At 65.1% G+C, this 15605-nt stretch carries 17 protein-coding genes and 1 riboswitch; of the genes, 12 read left to right on the forward strand and 5 right to left on the reverse strand.

Annotated features, from left to right (window positions below; genetic code table 11):
- Positions 1 to 170: 170 nt before the first annotated feature.
- The 5 genes from ACP4XC_RS08530 to ACP4XC_RS08550 all read right to left on the reverse strand — a co-directional run bounded on the left by ACP4XC_RS08530 (position 171) and on the right by ACP4XC_RS08550 (position 4947).
- Positions 171 to 719, reverse strand: a complete 549-nt coding sequence (locus tag ACP4XC_RS08530) for a hypothetical protein (protein ID WP_427174475.1) — start codon at positions 717 to 719, stop codon at positions 171 to 173.
- Positions 720 to 757: 38 nt separating this feature from the next.
- Complete coding sequence (locus ACP4XC_RS08535) at positions 758 to 1996, reverse strand: AAA family ATPase (RefSeq protein ID WP_427174476.1); 1239 nt, start codon at positions 1994 to 1996, stop codon at positions 758 to 760.
- The gene (locus ACP4XC_RS08540) at positions 1993 to 2724 is read right to left on the reverse strand and encodes a hypothetical protein (RefSeq protein WP_427174477.1); all 732 of its coding nucleotides are present in this window, start codon (positions 2722 to 2724) and stop codon (positions 1993 to 1995) included. Before ACP4XC_RS08540 ends, ACP4XC_RS08535 begins: the two co-directional genes overlap by 4 nt.
- Positions 2725 to 3248: 524 nt before the next feature.
- Complete coding sequence (locus ACP4XC_RS08545) at positions 3249 to 3449, reverse strand: helix-turn-helix domain-containing protein (RefSeq protein WP_427174478.1); 201 nt, start codon at positions 3447 to 3449, stop codon at positions 3249 to 3251.
- A gap of 397 nt (positions 3450 to 3846) precedes the next feature.
- Positions 3847 to 4947 carry a tyrosine-type recombinase/integrase gene (locus ACP4XC_RS08550; RefSeq protein WP_427174480.1) on the reverse strand — a complete coding sequence of 367 codons (1101 nt, stop codon included), beginning with the start codon at positions 4945 to 4947 and terminating at the stop codon, positions 3847 to 3849.
- A 261-nt stretch (positions 4948 to 5208) separates the two neighbouring features.
- Here ACP4XC_RS08550 and ACP4XC_RS08555 point away from each other — a divergent pair, with 261 nt between their 5' ends.
- The 12 genes from ACP4XC_RS08555 to hisG all read left to right on the forward strand — a co-directional run bounded on the left by ACP4XC_RS08555 (position 5209) and on the right by hisG (position 15596).
- Positions 5209 to 6057, forward strand: a complete 849-nt coding sequence (locus ACP4XC_RS08555; RefSeq protein ID WP_427174481.1) for a cytochrome — start codon at positions 5209 to 5211, stop codon at positions 6055 to 6057.
- A gap of 94 nt (positions 6058 to 6151) precedes the next feature.
- Positions 6152 to 6739 carry a peptide deformylase gene (gene def, locus ACP4XC_RS08560; protein ID WP_427174482.1) on the forward strand — a complete coding sequence of 196 codons (588 nt, stop codon included), beginning with the start codon at positions 6152 to 6154 and terminating at the stop codon, positions 6737 to 6739.
- A complete protein-coding gene (gene fmt / locus ACP4XC_RS08565) occupies positions 6736 to 7656 on the forward strand; it encodes a methionyl-tRNA formyltransferase (RefSeq protein ID WP_427174483.1) in 921 nt (306 codons plus the stop codon). The genes def and fmt overlap by 4 nt, the downstream gene beginning before the upstream one ends.
- Positions 7653 to 9233, forward strand: a complete 1581-nt coding sequence (locus tag ACP4XC_RS08570; protein WP_427174484.1) for an RsmB/NOP family class I SAM-dependent RNA methyltransferase — start codon at positions 7653 to 7655, stop codon at positions 9231 to 9233. The genes fmt and ACP4XC_RS08570 overlap by 4 nt, the downstream gene beginning before the upstream one ends.
- Before the next feature lie 63 nt (positions 9234 to 9296).
- Positions 9297 to 9953: a ribulose-phosphate 3-epimerase gene (rpe, locus tag ACP4XC_RS08575; protein WP_427174485.1), complete on the forward strand. Its 657-nt coding sequence runs from the start codon at positions 9297 to 9299 to the stop codon at positions 9951 to 9953.
- A gap of 117 nt (positions 9954 to 10070) precedes the next feature.
- A riboswitch (FMN riboswitch) is annotated at positions 10071 to 10226 on the forward strand.
- 207 nt (positions 10227 to 10433) lie between these two features.
- On the forward strand, positions 10434 to 11627 hold the full coding sequence (gene ribD / locus ACP4XC_RS08580) for a bifunctional diaminohydroxyphosphoribosylaminopyrimidine deaminase/5-amino-6-(5-phosphoribosylamino)uracil reductase RibD (protein ID WP_427174486.1): 1194 nt from the start codon (positions 10434 to 10436) through the stop codon (positions 11625 to 11627).
- Positions 11627 to 12271 carry a riboflavin synthase gene (locus ACP4XC_RS08585; RefSeq protein ID WP_427174487.1) on the forward strand — a complete coding sequence of 215 codons (645 nt, stop codon included), beginning with the start codon at positions 11627 to 11629 and terminating at the stop codon, positions 12269 to 12271. The genes ribD and ACP4XC_RS08585 overlap by 1 nt, the downstream gene beginning before the upstream one ends.
- A 35-nt stretch (positions 12272 to 12306) precedes the next feature.
- On the forward strand, positions 12307 to 13011 hold the full coding sequence (ribB, locus tag ACP4XC_RS08590) for a 3,4-dihydroxy-2-butanone-4-phosphate synthase (RefSeq protein ID WP_427175059.1): 705 nt from the start codon (positions 12307 to 12309) through the stop codon (positions 13009 to 13011).
- Positions 13008 to 13727 (forward strand): GTP cyclohydrolase II, encoded by a 720-nt coding sequence (gene ribA / locus ACP4XC_RS08595; protein ID WP_427174488.1) that lies wholly within the window; start codon positions 13008 to 13010, stop codon positions 13725 to 13727. Before ribB ends, ribA begins: the two co-directional genes overlap by 4 nt.
- A 35-nt stretch (positions 13728 to 13762) precedes the next feature.
- On the forward strand, positions 13763 to 14248 hold the full coding sequence (gene ribH, locus ACP4XC_RS08600) for a 6,7-dimethyl-8-ribityllumazine synthase (protein WP_427174490.1): 486 nt from the start codon (positions 13763 to 13765) through the stop codon (positions 14246 to 14248).
- 106 nt (positions 14249 to 14354) lie between these two features.
- On the forward strand, positions 14355 to 14618 hold the full coding sequence (locus ACP4XC_RS08605) for a phosphoribosyl-ATP diphosphatase (RefSeq protein WP_427174491.1): 264 nt from the start codon (positions 14355 to 14357) through the stop codon (positions 14616 to 14618).
- A gap of 135 nt (positions 14619 to 14753) precedes the next feature.
- On the forward strand, positions 14754 to 15596 hold the full coding sequence (gene hisG, locus ACP4XC_RS08610) for an ATP phosphoribosyltransferase (protein ID WP_427174493.1): 843 nt from the start codon (positions 14754 to 14756) through the stop codon (positions 15594 to 15596).
- The last annotated feature ends 9 nt before the right edge of the window (positions 15597 to 15605 follow it).

Here is a 15605-nt window from a genome sequence, read left to right on the forward strand (position 1 = left end):
TATCCTCGACAATGCGAACGACGGGGACACAGCGCTCGCAGACGCTGGGAGGGACGTAGCCGGCAAGGCTTTGTGCCGGGCGCTGGAGGCCTCTGTCTCGGCCTCGTGGGGCAGCGGTGGCAGTCTGTTCGGCCCCGGTGCTTGCGTGGCCTTTGGGGGGCTTCAGCGGTTCACGCATTGAGCGCTCTCAGCGCCTCAGGCACAACCGTGCCGACGAGCGCTTGCTGTGACGGGGTGAGCTCCAGCCGAGCCAGCACATTGCGCATCACGGTGACAAACATTCCGGCCGTTTGCTCATCGATGCGAAGTCTCCGTTCTTCGAAGCCGGACTTCGCCAGCATGTCTAGGAAGCGGCCTGCGCGGTCCATCGCCCTTTCGTAAAGAGCAACCTCCACGGCGAGTGAATCCACGCCCAGCTTGCTTGTTGTAGAGATGGTCGTGAGAGCATTCACTCTTGCTGCGCTGGCTGTCTTTACCGCGAGCGCCTCATTTGCCAGTCTGGAAAGTTCTTCCAGTGGGGATTCGACGCCAGCAAAACCCTCATGAGCCAGGATTGCTTGCGCCTCGGCTTGTACCGCTTCGGCTGCCTTCCTGCGGGCTGCTGCAGCCTTTACCTGGGGAGCCCGACCACCATGAGTTCCACACACAGCACCACCAGCAATTGGCGAGCGCTGGCATGGTTCACCGTTAGAGCGGCGGGCGCTGCACTTGGTCTTCATAGGTCGGGCTTCCTTCCGGGCTTCCATGGGTGTTGTCATCAGAAGCCACCGCCTTGCGATTTTTCCCAGCCGTAGAACTTGCGGCGGGTTTCTGGGTGGACATTGTCTGCGGTCCAAGGGAATGGGCCGCCCTTCTCGAGGCGCTTGGGCCAGTCGGTGCCCCGGGTACGGTCCCCGCGCCAGCGTTGGATAGTCGCCGCGCTGGATCCATCACCTTCAGGCGCCAGGCCGAAGCCGAACTCGGGCCAGCCCATGAGGGCAGCCGATCCGCGGGGGGACAGGTCGCGGACTTGCTGTCCGTTTCCCTTGGGTGAGTGGCCCTCCATGACGAGCACGAGGCCGCGGTCCCGGAGTGAGTCCAATGCTGTGATGAGCGGGGCTGCGTCGTCGTCGTTGTTTATTCCGTTCGCCACCATTTTGTAGATCGGCCCGATGAAGAGGATGTCTGGCCTGTTCTGGTCCACTAGTCGGTGGATGGCGGACAGGCCCGTGTCCTTGGTGATGTCGATACGCCCGTGGCAAGCGATGTCGATATTTCCGGGATCGTGCTTTCCGTACTGGGCGGCCTTGGCCACAATCCCGCGGACCTCTTTGCGCCACTGCCCCTCGGTGTTTTCCACGTCGACCACTTGCACCCGAACGGGTTCGATGTGGTCCAGCGTTATGGGGTTGATGCCGGCCGCAAACAGGATGGCCATCTGTCGGATCCATGTGGATTTGCCGAGGCCCTCATATCCGGTGATTATCATCCGGTCGCCACGCTCGAAAAGGCCCGGCACTACCCAGTCATGGTCTTCCACGACAGCCAGGATTTCCGCGAGCTTCTTGGAGGTCAGGGACTTCCCCGGGGTGTTCTCTCGGATGGCCCGCAGCCCCTCGAGGGCTTCACTGAGAACCTGGGCGGGCGGGAGGCCCTCCTGTCCGGATTGTTGCATCAGCTTCTGCCCCGCGGCACGGAGTGCCCGCTTCACGGCATCCTCCCGGACCTGCTTAGCGTAGAACTCCACCGTATGGGCGGAGGATGTGGCTTCCATGAAGCTGAAGAGGTGCACATACTCCAGCCCACCAACCTGGTGTTCCTTCAGCTTCGTGGCTACCGTGTACGGCTCGATAGGTTCACCGGCCGTTCGCATCGCTGACATGATGCGAAATGCCTCACCGAGCTGCGGACGGTAGAAATCCGAATGGTGGAGGATCTGCTCAGCGAACCGGACGGCATCGGCAGAAAGGAGGCAGGCGCCGATTACGTAATGCTCTGCGTTCAGGTCGGGGTTCATACGTTCGCCCACCCATGCTGCTGAGGAACGATAGCGAGCAGGGCGCCCTGGGGCGCTTCATCTTGCCAGCGGCCGGCGCTCAGCCACGAGCTCGGGTGGGGAATGAACTGCTGATCCTTGCCAGCCACCTCGATGCGGAGGGTTTCGAGGCCGTCCATAATCGTCCGGGCATCCGTCCGCTTCAGCGCCTTCTCGAAGGCCTTCCGTGCGAGGTCCTTGCCAATCTTCCTTGGGTACGCCGCCCAGAAATCCAGGAAATCCTGCGACGGCGGAGCCGGTGCTGAGGGAGTCTTTTTACCATCCCTTCCCATCCCATCCCTTCCTAGGGGGAGTGTGGGTGAGTCACGCTGTGGCTCCGGCAAACTCACCGGAGTTTCGACGGGGGCGAGGGAGCCTAGTTGAGCACACGCGGGGCAACGTGTTTTCCACCGAGGGTCGATCTTCTGGTGGTCCTCGAACCGCTTGACGTGGAGGAATGACCGCCCGGTGCCATCGGAAATCCGCTGCACGCGGCCCGCATTCATGACTTCCAAGAGGAGGTCTTGCGGGTCTACGTCGTCGGCAGGGAGGATCTGCAGCTTCAACCGAAAGGCGTCGTCAGCAACGTGCCCGTGATCGCAAAGTGTGAAGTTCCACATGCCAATGAAGAACAGCCTTGCCAGTGGCGATAGCTTGACGATGTTTCCATCGGTCCAGAATTCGGGCTTGATTGTACGAATGCGCGCCATCAGTGGTCACCGGCCCTAGGTGAGCTGGCGATCCCAGCAGCGCTCGCAGCCCGGAGCATCTGCTTCCAAGCCTCATTCACGCGGGGGAACGGCCCGTCGACCGTGTAGGCAAGGTCCCCGCGTACCCAAGAGAACGACTCAGGAACTGGCGCCGGCTCCAAGTCACCGACAAGGATTCGTACGAAGTCCCCAGGGTTGGCCTGGCTCAGGGCTTCCGCCGCGTGGCGGTCTAACTGCGCTGCATCGTAGATCCGGCCCAAGCGGTAGGCCCGGACGTCAACGGTGATGGCCGAAACGATATTGATCACGCGACCACCACGCGGCGGCAGGGGTGCTGTAGACTCTTCGTGGATTGAGATTTTGAGAGCCCCGCAGTTGCCAGACTGCGGGGCTTTTTCTTTGCGCTCATGCTGAGCGGCCTCCTCGTGAAGGGCGATTGTCGGGGGAGTAGTTCTGTCTTGCCCTGATGGGCATGCTGATGGACTGGCATTGGCGGCGGTGTGGGGTTGATGCCCGGACCATGGTTAGGCCCTCCGGGAATCGGCGGTGCCTGTGGGGATCGGAGCGAGCAGGTCCTGGAGCTCGCTGATGTTGACGCGGATCATGCGGGGGCCGACGCGGTATCCGGTAATGCGTCCGGCCGCGATGTAGCGCCGAATCGACTTGGTTGAAACTCCGGCGATTTCAGCGGCGGTGGCAAGGCTGGCGAATTTGGGCGTGGTCATGGAGGGTTCCTTAAATGCGAAAGGCCGCAATGGGCCACGCCTTGAGGGCATGACCGATTACGGCCTTGGTTCTTTTTGGGGGATGGGGAAAGAATGCCGGGCTAAGCGGCGGGGCCCTGATTTCGGGCACAAAAAAACCCGTTCGGCGTTGCCGTTCGGGTTGGTTGCCCGAGATAGTCTTAGTTGCCTACCTCAAGCGTGATCATAACGAACCTAGCGGGACAAGGATGTCCTGTCAATTTCTGGGCCATGCGGACACAAAAAATGCCCATCGGGGTCCCGTTGGGCATTCATGGTCGCCGGGGTTCCTATTTGAACCTCACTGCTATCACAGATTATGTGCCGTTTCGGATTTTGTCAAAACCCCCCACTGCAGACCTTATTGATACAGGAATATCTACCCGGCGTCTGCTATTTCGGAAAGCTTCGCCGCGATCTGAGCATCCCTGCCGGCCGCTGCGTGCTGGTAGCGGAGGGCGGCTTGTGATGTGGAGTGGCCAAGCCGTGCCATGAGCTCGGCGAGAGTGGCGCCAGTAGAAGCCGCCAGAACGGCCCCTGTGTGCCTCAGATCGTGCCAGCGCAGATCTTCCCGCCCGGCAGCCTTGCGGGCCTTATAGAAGCTCTTGTAGAGAGTGCTGGGGGCCAGGTGCCCGCCCTTGACAGTTGGAAACAACAGACCCTTCCGCCCCGGCTGTGCGTAGTCCGCTATGTGGGCTTTGAGCATCTCCATCAGGTGCGGCGGCACAGCGACGTCACGGACGCCGGCATCGGACTTGGGCTTGCCCACAATGACTTCCCCGTCTGCCCTGACGACACCGCGGCGGACGTGCAGGACGCCGTTCTTCACGTCGACATCCTCCCGGCGCAGCTCTACTTGCTCTCCAAACCGCAGTCCGCACCACGCGGCTACCAGCGTCAGGGCCTTGTACTTGGGCGGCATGGCCTGAACCAACAAGGTGAGCTCATCAAGAGTCGCTGGCTTGATCTTGTGGACGCGCTTCGAAGTACCGGCACCGCGGATGTGGCAGGGGTTGGCAGGGATCAGTTCATCCTCGACGGCGGTGGCAAGGATGGTCCGCAGGAGGCCGTAAGCGTGCGCCCTGTAGGTGGGATGGGCTGAACCTAGGCCGGAGTGCCATTCCCGGACCAGTGGGGCAGTAATGGACGTCAGCTTGATGTCTGTGAACGTCGGCAGGATCTTGTCGTCCAGCAACGACCGGTAATGTGCGCGAGTGCGGGGCTTGAGCTCGCGCTCGACGATCCACTTCTCGGCGAACGCGCCGAATGTGCTCTTCTTCTTCTTCACAGCCTGGGCGGTTCCCCATGTCCCGTTGCTGATTTCCCGGCGGCGATCAGAAAGCCACGCCTCAGCATCTTCCTTGGTGTCAAAGGTGGTGGGGGCCAAATGCTTGATGGTGTCCGGCCCCACGTAGTGGGCCTGGTAGCGCTTGGAAGGGAGCTTGCGGATCGCTCCGAAGCCTCGCCTTGACGTTGCCATGATTCTCCGTTCGTGCAACATATGTGCAATAACAGTGTAAATCAGTGTCCGCTTGTGGCTAACCGCGTCAGGCGATACTGTTATACGAATCCGCAGGCCAGAGGCACTTTTCGGCGGTATGACCCAGTATCGCTTGTACCTAGGCGTCACTGGTTCGAACCCAGTATCGCCCACCGAAAAAAATGGTCCGTTCCGCTGGTTAAGCGGAACGGACCATTTTGCTTTGGCACCACTGTCTGACCCCCGTGAAAGAGTCTTCCCATGACCGACCCGCTTCTCGCCCATGCCACCGACCACGGGCGGATGTACGCCCGTTCCACGTCGGAGCAGTTCTCCGTACCGTCGATCACCACGGTGATTGGCCAACAGCCCCACGGCCTTGACGGCTGGTTCGGGTACATGGGGGCGAACAGCCTCGCGAACGATCCCTTGCTGCCTGGAATCATGGGCAGTCCGGCGAAGGTCCGCCAGGCGGTCAGCCGTGCCGCGAAGGCGGCGGAGACCTACCGCGATGAAGCCGCGCAACGCGGCGACCGCGTCCACAACTACTGCGAACAGGTGGCGCTGCGCGCGCTCGGACGGCCGCACCTGATGAAGGAAACGCGCGAGGCCCTGGCCGCCAATGGCGAGGAAGCCTTCGCCGCCCGCTTTGACGAATGGTGGGAACTCTTCCGGGTGGAACCCATCGCTCCCGAAGTCACCGTCTGGAACCAGTCGGTGGGTTACGCCGGCACACTGGATCTTGTGGCAAGGATCAACGGCCGCACCTGCATCATCGACTACAAGACCAAGGGCACGGCGCGTGACGGAACGGTCAAGCCGCTGGATGACAAGGTGGTCATGCAGCTGGTGGCGGGCATGAAGGCCGAGGAAAGCCTGGTGGATCCCGTGGCGGGGGAGTGGGAGCCGTGGCAACACGGTGAATCACCAATCCTGCTGGCCGTGGCGGTGGGCGAAACAGAGGTCCGGCCCATGCGCGCGAACCCGGACGTCCTCAAGCACCACTGGTGGAAGTTCTGCGCCCTCCGGCGGGTCTGGGAAATGTCGGCCGACACCGGAAGCGCCGGAAAAGCGCTGCTGCCGCTGGCTCCGCCGTCCCACGCCCCCTGATCCGGAGCCGGCCTTCATCAACGGCACTGATCCCGGCCCGGTGCAACTAAACTGGATTGGATTCCCTGCCGCCCACCGTGAGGACAGATTGCACATGGCCATTTTGAATATCCGTATCATCGGCGATCCTGTGCTGCGCACCGTGGCGGATCCTGTGACGGATTTCGGGCCGGAGCTTGCAAAACTTGTCGCCGACATGACCGAGACCATGGAAGACGTGGACGGCGCAGGCCTTGCCGCGCCGCAGGTCGGCGTCGGCCTGCGCGTTTTCACCTACCGCATCGGTGGAGTGGAGGGCCACGTCATCAATCCGGTCCTGGAAAACAGCGAGGACTTCCAACCCGACCAAATCGAAGGCTGCCTCTCCATCCCCGGACTGGGGTTCCCGGTGCGCCGCCGGCGTGCCACCCGGGTGACGGGCGTGGACCTGCACGGTAACCCGGTGTCCTTGGAAGGAGAGGGGCTGCTGGCCCGCTGCTTCCAGCACGAGACGGACCACCTTGACGGCATCCTTTTCACCGACCGGCTCGAGGGCGAAGACCGCAAGACGGCCCTTCGTTCGATCCGCAACGCCAACTATGACGCCATCACGGAACGGACCACGTCGAAACGGGCGAAGACCGTGGGTTCCAGTTTCGGCCGCGGGAGCTTCGGCGCGGCAGGTCCGGGAGCCGGCCAGTGAGGGTCCTCTTCGCCGGCACGCCGGCCGTCGCCGTTCCGTCCCTGGACGCCATCGTCCAGGCGGGGTTCGACGTCGTGGCGGTACTGACCCGTCCTGACGCTCCGATCGGACGCAAAAGGGTGCTCACGCCCTCGCCCGTTGCCGCGCGCGCCGCCGCGCTTGGCATCGAGGTGATCCGTGCCTCCAAGGTCGACGCCGCCGTCACGGAGAAGATCGCCGCGGCCGCGCCGGACGTTGCCGCCATCGTGGCCTACGGAGGCCTTATTCCACGTGCGGCCCTGGACATTCCCCGCCACGGCTGGATCAACCTGCATTTTTCGCTCCTTCCGGCCTGGCGCGGTGCCGCCCCGGTGCAGCGTGCCGTGATCGCGGGCGACGACATCACGGGCGCCGTCACATTCCTTCTTGAGGAAGGGCTGGACACCGGGCCCGTCCTGGGAACGCTCACCGAGGCGGTACGCCCCGAGGACACCTCGGGATCGCTGCTGGAGCGGTTGTCCCACAGCGGCGCGGTGCTGCTCTCGCAGACTCTGTCCGCCGTCGAGGCCGGCAAGGCTGCTCCGCTGCCCCAACAGGGCGAGGTCTCGCTGGCGCCCAAGCTCACCATCGAGGACGGACGGCTGGACTGGCACCAGCCCGCCCTCTCGATCAGCCGGCGCACCCGCGGCGTAACACCCGAGCCGGGAGCCTGGACCACACTTGAGGGCCAACGCGTCAAACTTGAACCGGTGCGGCTCCGCACCGACGGACCAGTCCTGGAACCGGGGCACGTGGCCCTTGACGGGAAGAGCGTTCTGGTGGGAACCGGTTCCCACCCGGTGGAGCTCACGCGGGTCCAGCCTTCGGGCAAGAAAATGATGACCGCGGCTGATTGGGCACGCGGACAGGCAACACTTGAAAGCGTGGTGTTCGAATGAGCGAATCCGGGACCAGCGGCACCGGCCGCGGCAGGGGACCTGCACGCGGGGGGCAAGGCGACGGCGGCCAACGCGGGGGCGGCGCGGCCGGCCGCGACAGCAGCAAGCGCAATGCCCAGGGCCGCGAACGGAACCGCGGCCCGCAACGCGGCTTCACCGAGAGCGCCCCCTCGCAGCGCACCCGCCGGGCGGACCCTGCCCGGCTGGTGGCCTTCGAGGTGCTGCGCGCCGTCGCCTCCGAGGACGCCTACGCCAACCTCGTGCTTCCGGCACGGATCAGGCACCACGGACTGGACAAACGCGACGCAGGCTTTGCCACGGAACTGAGCTACGGCGCCCTGCGGGGACAGGGTACCTACGACGCCATCCTGGCCCGCTGTGTTGACCGGCCCCTGGAGCAGCTGGACCCTGCCATTCTCGATGCCCTCCGGATCGGCGTGCACCAGCTGCTGGCGATGCGGGTGCCGGCGCACGCGGCACTGGACCAGACCGTGGGACTGGCGCGTGCTGTCATCGGCGCCGGACCGTCGGCCCTGATCAACGCAGTGCTCCGCAAGGTTTCCGCCCATACCCTGGAGGAATGGCTTGAGCTCTTGCTCCGGGACGAAACGGACGAGGTCCGGATCGCCTCGGTCCGCTATGCCCACCCCGAATGGATCGTCCGGGCACTGCGGCAGTCCCTGGCGGCACACGGACGTCCAGTCGCCGAAATCGACGAGCTCCTCGAGGCCGACAATGCCGCTCCCGTGGTGAACCTCGTGGCGTTGCCCGGACTGGGCAGCCTTGACGAGGCGCTCGAAGGCGGAGCCACTCCCGGCGAGCTCGTGGAGGGCTCCGCGCTGTCCAGCGGTGGAGACCTTGGCCGGCTGGCGTCCGTGCGTGAGGGCAGTGTCCGGGTCCAGGACGTTGGCTCGCAGCTCGTGGCCCGGGCCATGGCCGCTGTGGACCTTGGCGACGGCAGGGAGAGCAGTGGCGAGGGCGAACGCTGGCTCGATCTTTGTGCCGGACCAGGAGGCAAGGCCGCCCTGCTTGGCGCCCTCGCGGGCCAGCGGGGCGCCCATCTGCTGGCCAACGAGTCGGCACCCCACCGGGCGAAACTGGTCCGCCAGGCCCTTTCCGCGGTGCCCAGGGATGTCTGGGACGTTCGGACCGGGGACGGTCGCGACGTCGGCGCCGAGCAGCCGGCCAGTTTCGACCGGATCCTCGTGGACGTTCCCTGCACCGGTCTCGGGGCCCTCCGCCGCCGCCCGGAATCACGGTGGCGCCGCACGCCCAAGGACCTCGTGGATCTCGGGCCGCTGCAGCGCCAGCTGCTGAAGTCCGCGCTGGACGCCGTCAAGCCCGGAGGCGTCGTGGCATACGTGACCTGTTCGCCCCACCCTGCGGAAACCACCGCCGTCGTGAGCGACGCGCTGCGCAAGCGTGAGGATCTGGAGCTTCTTGACGCCGGCGCCGTGCTGGACAGTGTCAGCCTCACCGGCCGGCTTGATGCCGGCCATGAACTCACCGCCCAGCTCTGGCCACATGTCCACAGGACCGACGCCATGTTTCTGGCGCTCATCCACAAAAAGGCCTGATCAGCAGGCCATACTGAGGCCCGGAACGCGATTTACTTAAGCAGAACGACAAGGAAAACCCACATGGCCAAGTGCTGCATCAACCCAAGCATTCTCTCCGCTGATTTTGCGAACCTGCAAGCCGAGCTTCGCAAGATCAGTAACGCGGACGCCGTGCACGTCGATGTGATGGACAACCACTTCGTCCCCAATCTCTCGCTCGGCCTGCCGGTGGTCCAGCGCCTCCAGGAAATCAGCCCCGTGCCGTTGGACGCCCACCTCATGATCGAGCATGCGGACCGCTGGGCGCCCGCCTACGCCGACGCAGGGCTGGCCTCCGTGACATTCCACGCCGAGGCCTCGATTGCTCCGATCAAGCTGGCCCGCGAGTTGCGGGCACGGGGGGCCAAAGCCGGACTGGCGCTCCGCCCGGGGACCGGCATCGAGCCTTTCCTGGACCTGCTCGGTGAAGTGGACATGCTCCTGATCATGACCGTGGAACCGGGGTTCGGCGGACAGGAATTCCTTGACCTGACCCTGCCGAAAATCCGCCGCGCCCGTGCCGCGATCGACGGCTCGGGCCTCGAAGTGGCACTGCAGGTGGACGGCGGCATCACCGAAGACACCATTCAGCGCGCGGCCGAGGCGGGAGCCAACGTCTTTGTGGCAGGGTCCGCCGTCTACGGCGCCGACGACCCTTCGGAAGCCATCGACCGGCTGCGGGCGGCCGGAACCCTCTAATATCGGCCCGACCAGCCGCCGGCATCTCCCCGGCGCGGCAAAAATGACGCCGGGCGTAACCCCGGGGTTGGGGAATAGCGGGAAGTGCTCCGCAGTTGTGTCAGAATAACAACACACATACGTGCTCCGGGGTCGGTGTAAGTCCGAACCGGCGGTGACAGTCCGCGACCCGCGAACCGGCGCCCTTCCCTTACGGGAATTGTCGCCAGCGAACGGTTGAACCGGTGAAATTCCGGTACCGACAGTTAAAGTCTGGATGAGAGAAGCACGTACAGCTGTTACTGCAGCGCCCTTGGGCGGTGTGGTATTGCGCTGTCGTATACCCCCGGAGCCATCGCGGTTCTTGAGGGAAGGAACGACAGACACATTGAACCCTTTGCGATGGCTCTTCGAAGTGCAGGACGTCTTCGGCGGCTCTGATCCAACTCTTCGCCAAGTGCCAGCTAAACCACGCGGGCTTCGTGCCCTGGCGGCCAGCATATGAGGCCGCCCACCCCCGAAGGAATCAGCAGCCTGCAGTCCGGCAGCCCTGAATTCACTCCCACCGAGGCGGCCGCCATGGAAGCCGCCCTCAAGGCCGCACTCGAAGGCCCGCGCGGGGCCAACCCGCTGGTGGGGGCCGTCGTCGTGGGAGACCGGGGACAGCATCTGGTCACCGGATTCCACCGCGGCGCCGGAACCGCGCACGCCGAGGCAGACGCCATCGCCCAGGCGGCCCGGAACGGCATTGACCTGACCGGCGCCACGATGGTGGTGACCCTGGAGCCCTGCAACCACTGCGGACGCACGGGCCCCTGTGCCCAGGCGATCATCGACGCCGGCATCGCCAGTGTTGTCTACGCGGTCGATGACCCGCACGATCCCGCCGCGGGCGGTGCCGCGACCCTGCGTGCCGCCGGAGTCCGGGTGCGGTCGGGGCTGGGTGCGGACGCCGCACTGGACCTGAACCGCCGTTGGTTCGACGCCGTGGCGGCCCAACGGCCGTTTGTCACGCTGCATATCGCCCAGACTCTGGACGGCCGGATCGCCGCCCAGGACGGCACGAGCCAGTGGATCTCCAGCCCGGAGTCCCTCGAGGACAATCACGCCCTCCGCAACCGCATCGACGCGATCCTGGTGGGAACCCAGACCGTGCTGGTGGATAACCCCCGCCTCACCGCCAGGGACCCCAACGGCCAGGTCACGGGCAAGCAGCCGCTCCGCGCCGTGATGGGGCTGCGCGGCATTCCAGACGGAGCCGCGGTCCACGGCGAGGACGGTCAGGTCCTGCACCTGGCCACCCGGGACCCGCAGGAAGCCCTGGACGAGTTGTTTGCGGCCGGCGTCCGGCATGTCATGGTGGAGGGCGGCTCGCTGATCCTCAGCGCGTTCCTGGCCGCAGGGGTGGTGGACGAACTCATTGTCTACCTGGCGCCCACACTGCTCGGCTCCGGCACCCTGGCGCTTGGGGACCTGGGCATCACCACCTTGGCCGATGCCCAGCACTGGGACTGGGACCCCGCGTTCGGCGGGGCCGTCCAGGTCCTGGGCCGGGACCTCCGGCTGCACCTGCGCCCGAGCCGGCCTGCAGGCCGTTCGGGACGCGGCGAGGCCGCATTCGATTCCACCGCCACACCCACCCACGAACTCTTACCGCACCGAACAGGCGCGCACCTTGCCACAGGAGGGCACTGATGTTTACCGGAATTATTGCCGAACAGGGCCAGGTCCTGTCTGTTGAACGGAACGGAGACGTCAGCGCCACCGTCCGCCTGCACGCCCCCGGCACCGCTGAGGACCTGGCCCATGGCGGGTCCATTGCCGTCAACGGAGTCTGCCTGACCGCCACTCAGATCGACGGCAAGGACTTCAGCGTTGATGTGATGGGTGAGACGCTCGTCCGCACCACCATCGGGGACCTCGACGCCGGGGACGCCGTGAACCTGGAACGTTGCGTCCCTGCCGGCGGCCGGCTGGACGGACACGTGGTCCAGGGGCATGTGGACGGAGTCGGCGAACTCCTGGAGCGCCAGGCCCTAGGCAACTGGGACCGGCTCCGCTTTGGAGTTCCCGGTCCGCTGGCCCGGTACATCGCCGAAAAGGGTTCCATCGCCGTCGACGGCGTATCCCTTACGGTGACTGCGGTCAGCCACGCCGGCGAGACAGCGCCGTGGTTCGAAGTGGGACTGATCCCAACCACCCTGGCCGAGACGGGACTGGGGGCAAAATCCGTGGGAAGCAAGGTCAACGTTGAAGTTGACGTCCTGGCGAAGTACACCGAGCGGCTGCTCGCCTTCGCCGGACGTCCTTCCGGACGACGCGCGGAGGAGGCAAAGTGAGCCAGGTCAAGCACACTCCCGACGTGCTGCAGGCTGTGGTGACGTCCAACCACACCCTTCCGGCCCCGACGGAGAACGGTGCCGCGCGCCTCGATCCGATCGAGGAGGCGGTACGGGCCATGGCGGCGGGGCGTCCGGTGCTGGTGGTGGACAACGAGGACCGCGAGAACGAAGGCGACATCATCTTCGCCGCGCAGTTCGCCACGCCGGCACTGATGGGCTGGACGGTCCGGTACAGCTCCGGAGTGATCTGTGTGCCGCTCGATGGCGCCCGCGCCGACGCCCTGGCGCTCCCGCCCATGGTGGAGATCAACGAGGACTCAAAGGGGACCGCCTACACCGTTTCCTGTGATGCGTCGGCCGGCGTGAGCACAGGCATATCTGCCACGGACAGGGCCTTGACCGCCCGCGTGCTGGCGGACCCCGGCAGCAGGCCCGGTTCCCTCACGCGGCCCGGGCATGTTTTTCCGTTGCGCGCCGTTAACGGTGGAGTGCGTGAACGCCCCGGCCACACCGAAGCGGCCGTGGATCTGTGCAGGCTTGCCGGCGTGGAACCCGTGGGTGTGATTGCGGAACTGGTATATGACAACGGAGAGATGATGCGCCTGGATGGGCTTCGTTCATTCGCTGCGGAGCATGGTTGCCCTTTGATCTCGATCGAGGATCTGGTGGCATACCTGGGAGCACCGCAGCGGGTTGGGCAGGTATCCGGCACGGCATGGAATGAGGAAAGACGATGACCGCATCAGAGGCACGAAAAGTCGTGAAGGCCGAACGGCGGCCCCATCCGGTAAGCTCCGGACCCATCGTCCAGCTGCCCAGCGAATTCGGGGAGTTTGTGGCACAGGCCTGGACCGACCTGGTCACCGGGGCCGAACACCTCGCGGTCAGTTCACCCATCCCTCCCATGGACGGTCACCCGCCGCTGGTGCGCCTGCACTCCGAATGCCTGACCGGTGACGTCTTTGGGTCCTACCGGTGCGATTGCGGGGAGCAGCTGGCCTACGCCCTTGAGAAGATCAGCGAAGAGGGCGGCACTCTGTTGTACCTTCGCGGCCAGGAGGGCCGCGGAATCGGCCTCGCCAACAAGATCAAGGCCTACGCGTTGCAGGAGGCCGGCTTCGACACAGTTGAAGCCAACGAGCAGCTGGGCCTTCCCGTGGATGCCCGTTGCTACAACGCGGCGGCTCAGATCCTGGCCGAGATGGGACTGCACGAAGTCCGGCTGCTGAGCAACAACCCCGACAAACAGAACCGGTTGGCTGCCGCCGGGGTCACGGTGGTGGAGATGGTCCCCACTGAAGTCCCCTCGCGCGAACAGAATATCCGGTACCTGCAGACTAAAAAGGACCGGATGGACCACCGCCTGAGCCTCGATGGCCACAAGGGCGCACCGGTGACGGCGCTGCCTGTCACCGTCACCCCGCCGGGCACTTTCAAGCACGAACAAGACTGAAGACACAACAAGGCTTAGGACCAGGAGATTTCTTAATGAGTGGACACGGCGCACCCCAGATCGACCTCACAACCCTCAACCCGGCGGAGACGTCCAAGCTGAAACTTGCCATCGTGGCCGCCAGTTGGCATACCCAGATCATGGACGGGCTCCTGGACGGCGCCCTGCGCGCGGCCAAAGACGCCGGAATCAGCGAGCCCACCGTCCTCCGCGTTCCCGGCAGCTTTGAGCTGCCGGTCGCCGCCGCCAGGCTGGCACCGCACTTTGACGCCGTGGTGGCGCTGGGCGTGGTCATCCGTGGCGGCACGCCGCACTTCGAATACGTGTGCGAGGCGGCCACCATGGGACTGACGGACGTCAGCGTCCGGACCGGTGTCCCCGTGGGCTTCGGTGTGCTGACGTGCGACACCGAGCAGCAGGGCCTGGACCGCGCGGGGCTGGCGGGCTCCTCCGAGGACAAGGGCCACGAGGCCGTCACTGCCGCGCTGGCCACCGCCGTCACCCTGAAGCAGTACCGTTAGTGGCGCCGGCGGCGTCGCCGTTCACCTTGTGTGTTCACTCACATCCCGGCCGTCATGGAACGGCAGGGCAGGCGCTCTCCTGCCCTGAGCAAGTAGGCTGGAGGGCGTGAAGAATTTCGAGACGCTGTTCGCAGAACTGAGTGAGAAGGCAGCCACCCGTCCGGCAGGCTCCCGCACCGTCGCCGAATTGGAGTCCGGAATCCACGGCATCGGCAAGAAAGTCGTGGAGGAAGCCGCCGAAGTGTGGATGGCTGCAGAGTACGAATCCGATGAAGCGGCCGCTGAGGAGATCTCCCAACTGCTGTACCACCTGCAGGTTCTGATGCTGGCCAAGGGGCTAAGCCTGGAAGACGTTTACAAGCATCTCTAGCCACGCTGCGGCCGGATCGCCCCGGCCTACGGGTGTCACCGGCTCCCCGGAGACACCCGGGCGCCGGAGAGCCGGTGCCTTGCGTGGCCCGCTTTGCCTGACTCAACAAACGTCCTAACCAAGAGAGAACCACTCATGCTGCGAGTTGCCGTCCCCAACAAGGGATCCCTGTCCGAAGCCGCTTCCGCCATGCTGGCCGAAGCCGGCTACCGCCAGCGCCGCGATACCCGGGAGCTGGTCATGGTGGATCCTGACAATGACATTGAATTCTTCTTCCTCCGCCCGCGTGACATCGCCGTCTACGTCGGCCAGGGAACGCTCGACGTCGGAATCACCGGCCGCGACCTGCTGCTGGACGCCGAGGTGGAGGCAGAAGAACTGCTTCCGCTGGGCTTCGCCGCTTCAACGTTCCGGTTTGCGGGACCCGTGGGCGACTTCTCCAAGGTCGAAGAGCTCGAAGGCAAGCGCCTGGCCACGAGCTACGACGGATTGCTCCGCGGCTACCTCGCCGAACGCGGGATCACCGCCAAGGTGGTCCGCCTCGATGGCGCGGTGGAATCCTCCGTGCGCCTGGGCGTGGCGGACGCCATCGCGGACGTCGTCGAGACGGGCAACACGCTCAAAGCCGCAGGCATGGAAATCTTCGGGGAACCCATCCTCCGCTCGGAATCTGTGCTCATTGGCCGCAAGGGAGAACGCAACCCCGCCGCCGACGTCCTCATCCGGCGCCTCCAGGGCGTCCTGGTGGCGAGGCAGTACGTGCTCATGGACTACGACGTCCGCAAGGACCTCGTGGAACAGGCCGCCGCGCTCACCCCGGGCCTGGAATCGCCCACCGTCTCGCCCCTCCGGAATTCCGATTGGGTCGCAGTCCGGGCCATGGTCCCGAAAAAGGACACCAACCGGATCATGGACGAGCTCTACGACCTGGGCGCCCGGGCGATCCTGGTCAGCAGCATCCACGCCTGCCGGATCTGAGCCTGACCA

It is taken from the genome of Arthrobacter sp. 92 (assembly GCF_050260325.1).
Taxonomy (GTDB): domain Bacteria; phylum Actinomycetota; class Actinomycetes; order Actinomycetales; family Micrococcaceae; genus Arthrobacter.

Bases quoted from the DNA above. Each gene is read 5' to 3' on its own strand.
- ACP4XC_RS08545 (WP_427174478.1), bottom strand. From the start codon at position 3,449: ATGACCACGCCCAAATTCGCCAGCCTTGCCACCGCCGCTGAAATCGCC.
- ribA (WP_427174488.1), top strand. From the start codon at position 13,008: ATGACCGCATCAGAGGCACGAAAAGTCGTGAAGGCCGAACGGCGGCCC.
- ACP4XC_RS08585 (WP_427174487.1), top strand. From the start codon at position 11,627: ATGTTTACCGGAATTATTGCCGAACAGGGCCAGGTCCTGTCTGTTGAA.
- ACP4XC_RS08550 (WP_427174480.1), bottom strand. From the start codon at position 4,947: ATGGCAACGTCAAGGCGAGGCTTCGGAGCGATCCGCAAGCTCCCTTCC.
- ACP4XC_RS08555 (WP_427174481.1), top strand. From the start codon at position 5,209: ATGACCGACCCGCTTCTCGCCCATGCCACCGACCACGGGCGGATGTAC.
- ribH (WP_427174490.1), top strand. From the start codon at position 13,763: ATGAGTGGACACGGCGCACCCCAGATCGACCTCACAACCCTCAACCCG.
- ACP4XC_RS08530 (WP_427174475.1), bottom strand. From the start codon at position 719: ATGAAGACCAAGTGCAGCGCCCGCCGCTCTAACGGTGAACCATGCCAG.
- hisG (WP_427174493.1), top strand. From the start codon at position 14,754: ATGCTGCGAGTTGCCGTCCCCAACAAGGGATCCCTGTCCGAAGCCGCT.
- ACP4XC_RS08540 (WP_427174477.1), bottom strand. From the start codon at position 2,724: ATGGCGCGCATTCGTACAATCAAGCCCGAATTCTGGACCGATGGAAAC.
- ribD (WP_427174486.1), top strand. From the start codon at position 10,434: ATGAGGCCGCCCACCCCCGAAGGAATCAGCAGCCTGCAGTCCGGCAGC.
- ACP4XC_RS08535 (WP_427174476.1), bottom strand. From the start codon at position 1,996: ATGAACCCCGACCTGAACGCAGAGCATTACGTAATCGGCGCCTGCCTC.
- rpe (WP_427174485.1), top strand. From the start codon at position 9,297: ATGGCCAAGTGCTGCATCAACCCAAGCATTCTCTCCGCTGATTTTGCG.
- def (WP_427174482.1), top strand. From the start codon at position 6,152: ATGGCCATTTTGAATATCCGTATCATCGGCGATCCTGTGCTGCGCACC.
- ACP4XC_RS08570 (WP_427174484.1), top strand. From the start codon at position 7,653: ATGAGCGAATCCGGGACCAGCGGCACCGGCCGCGGCAGGGGACCTGCA.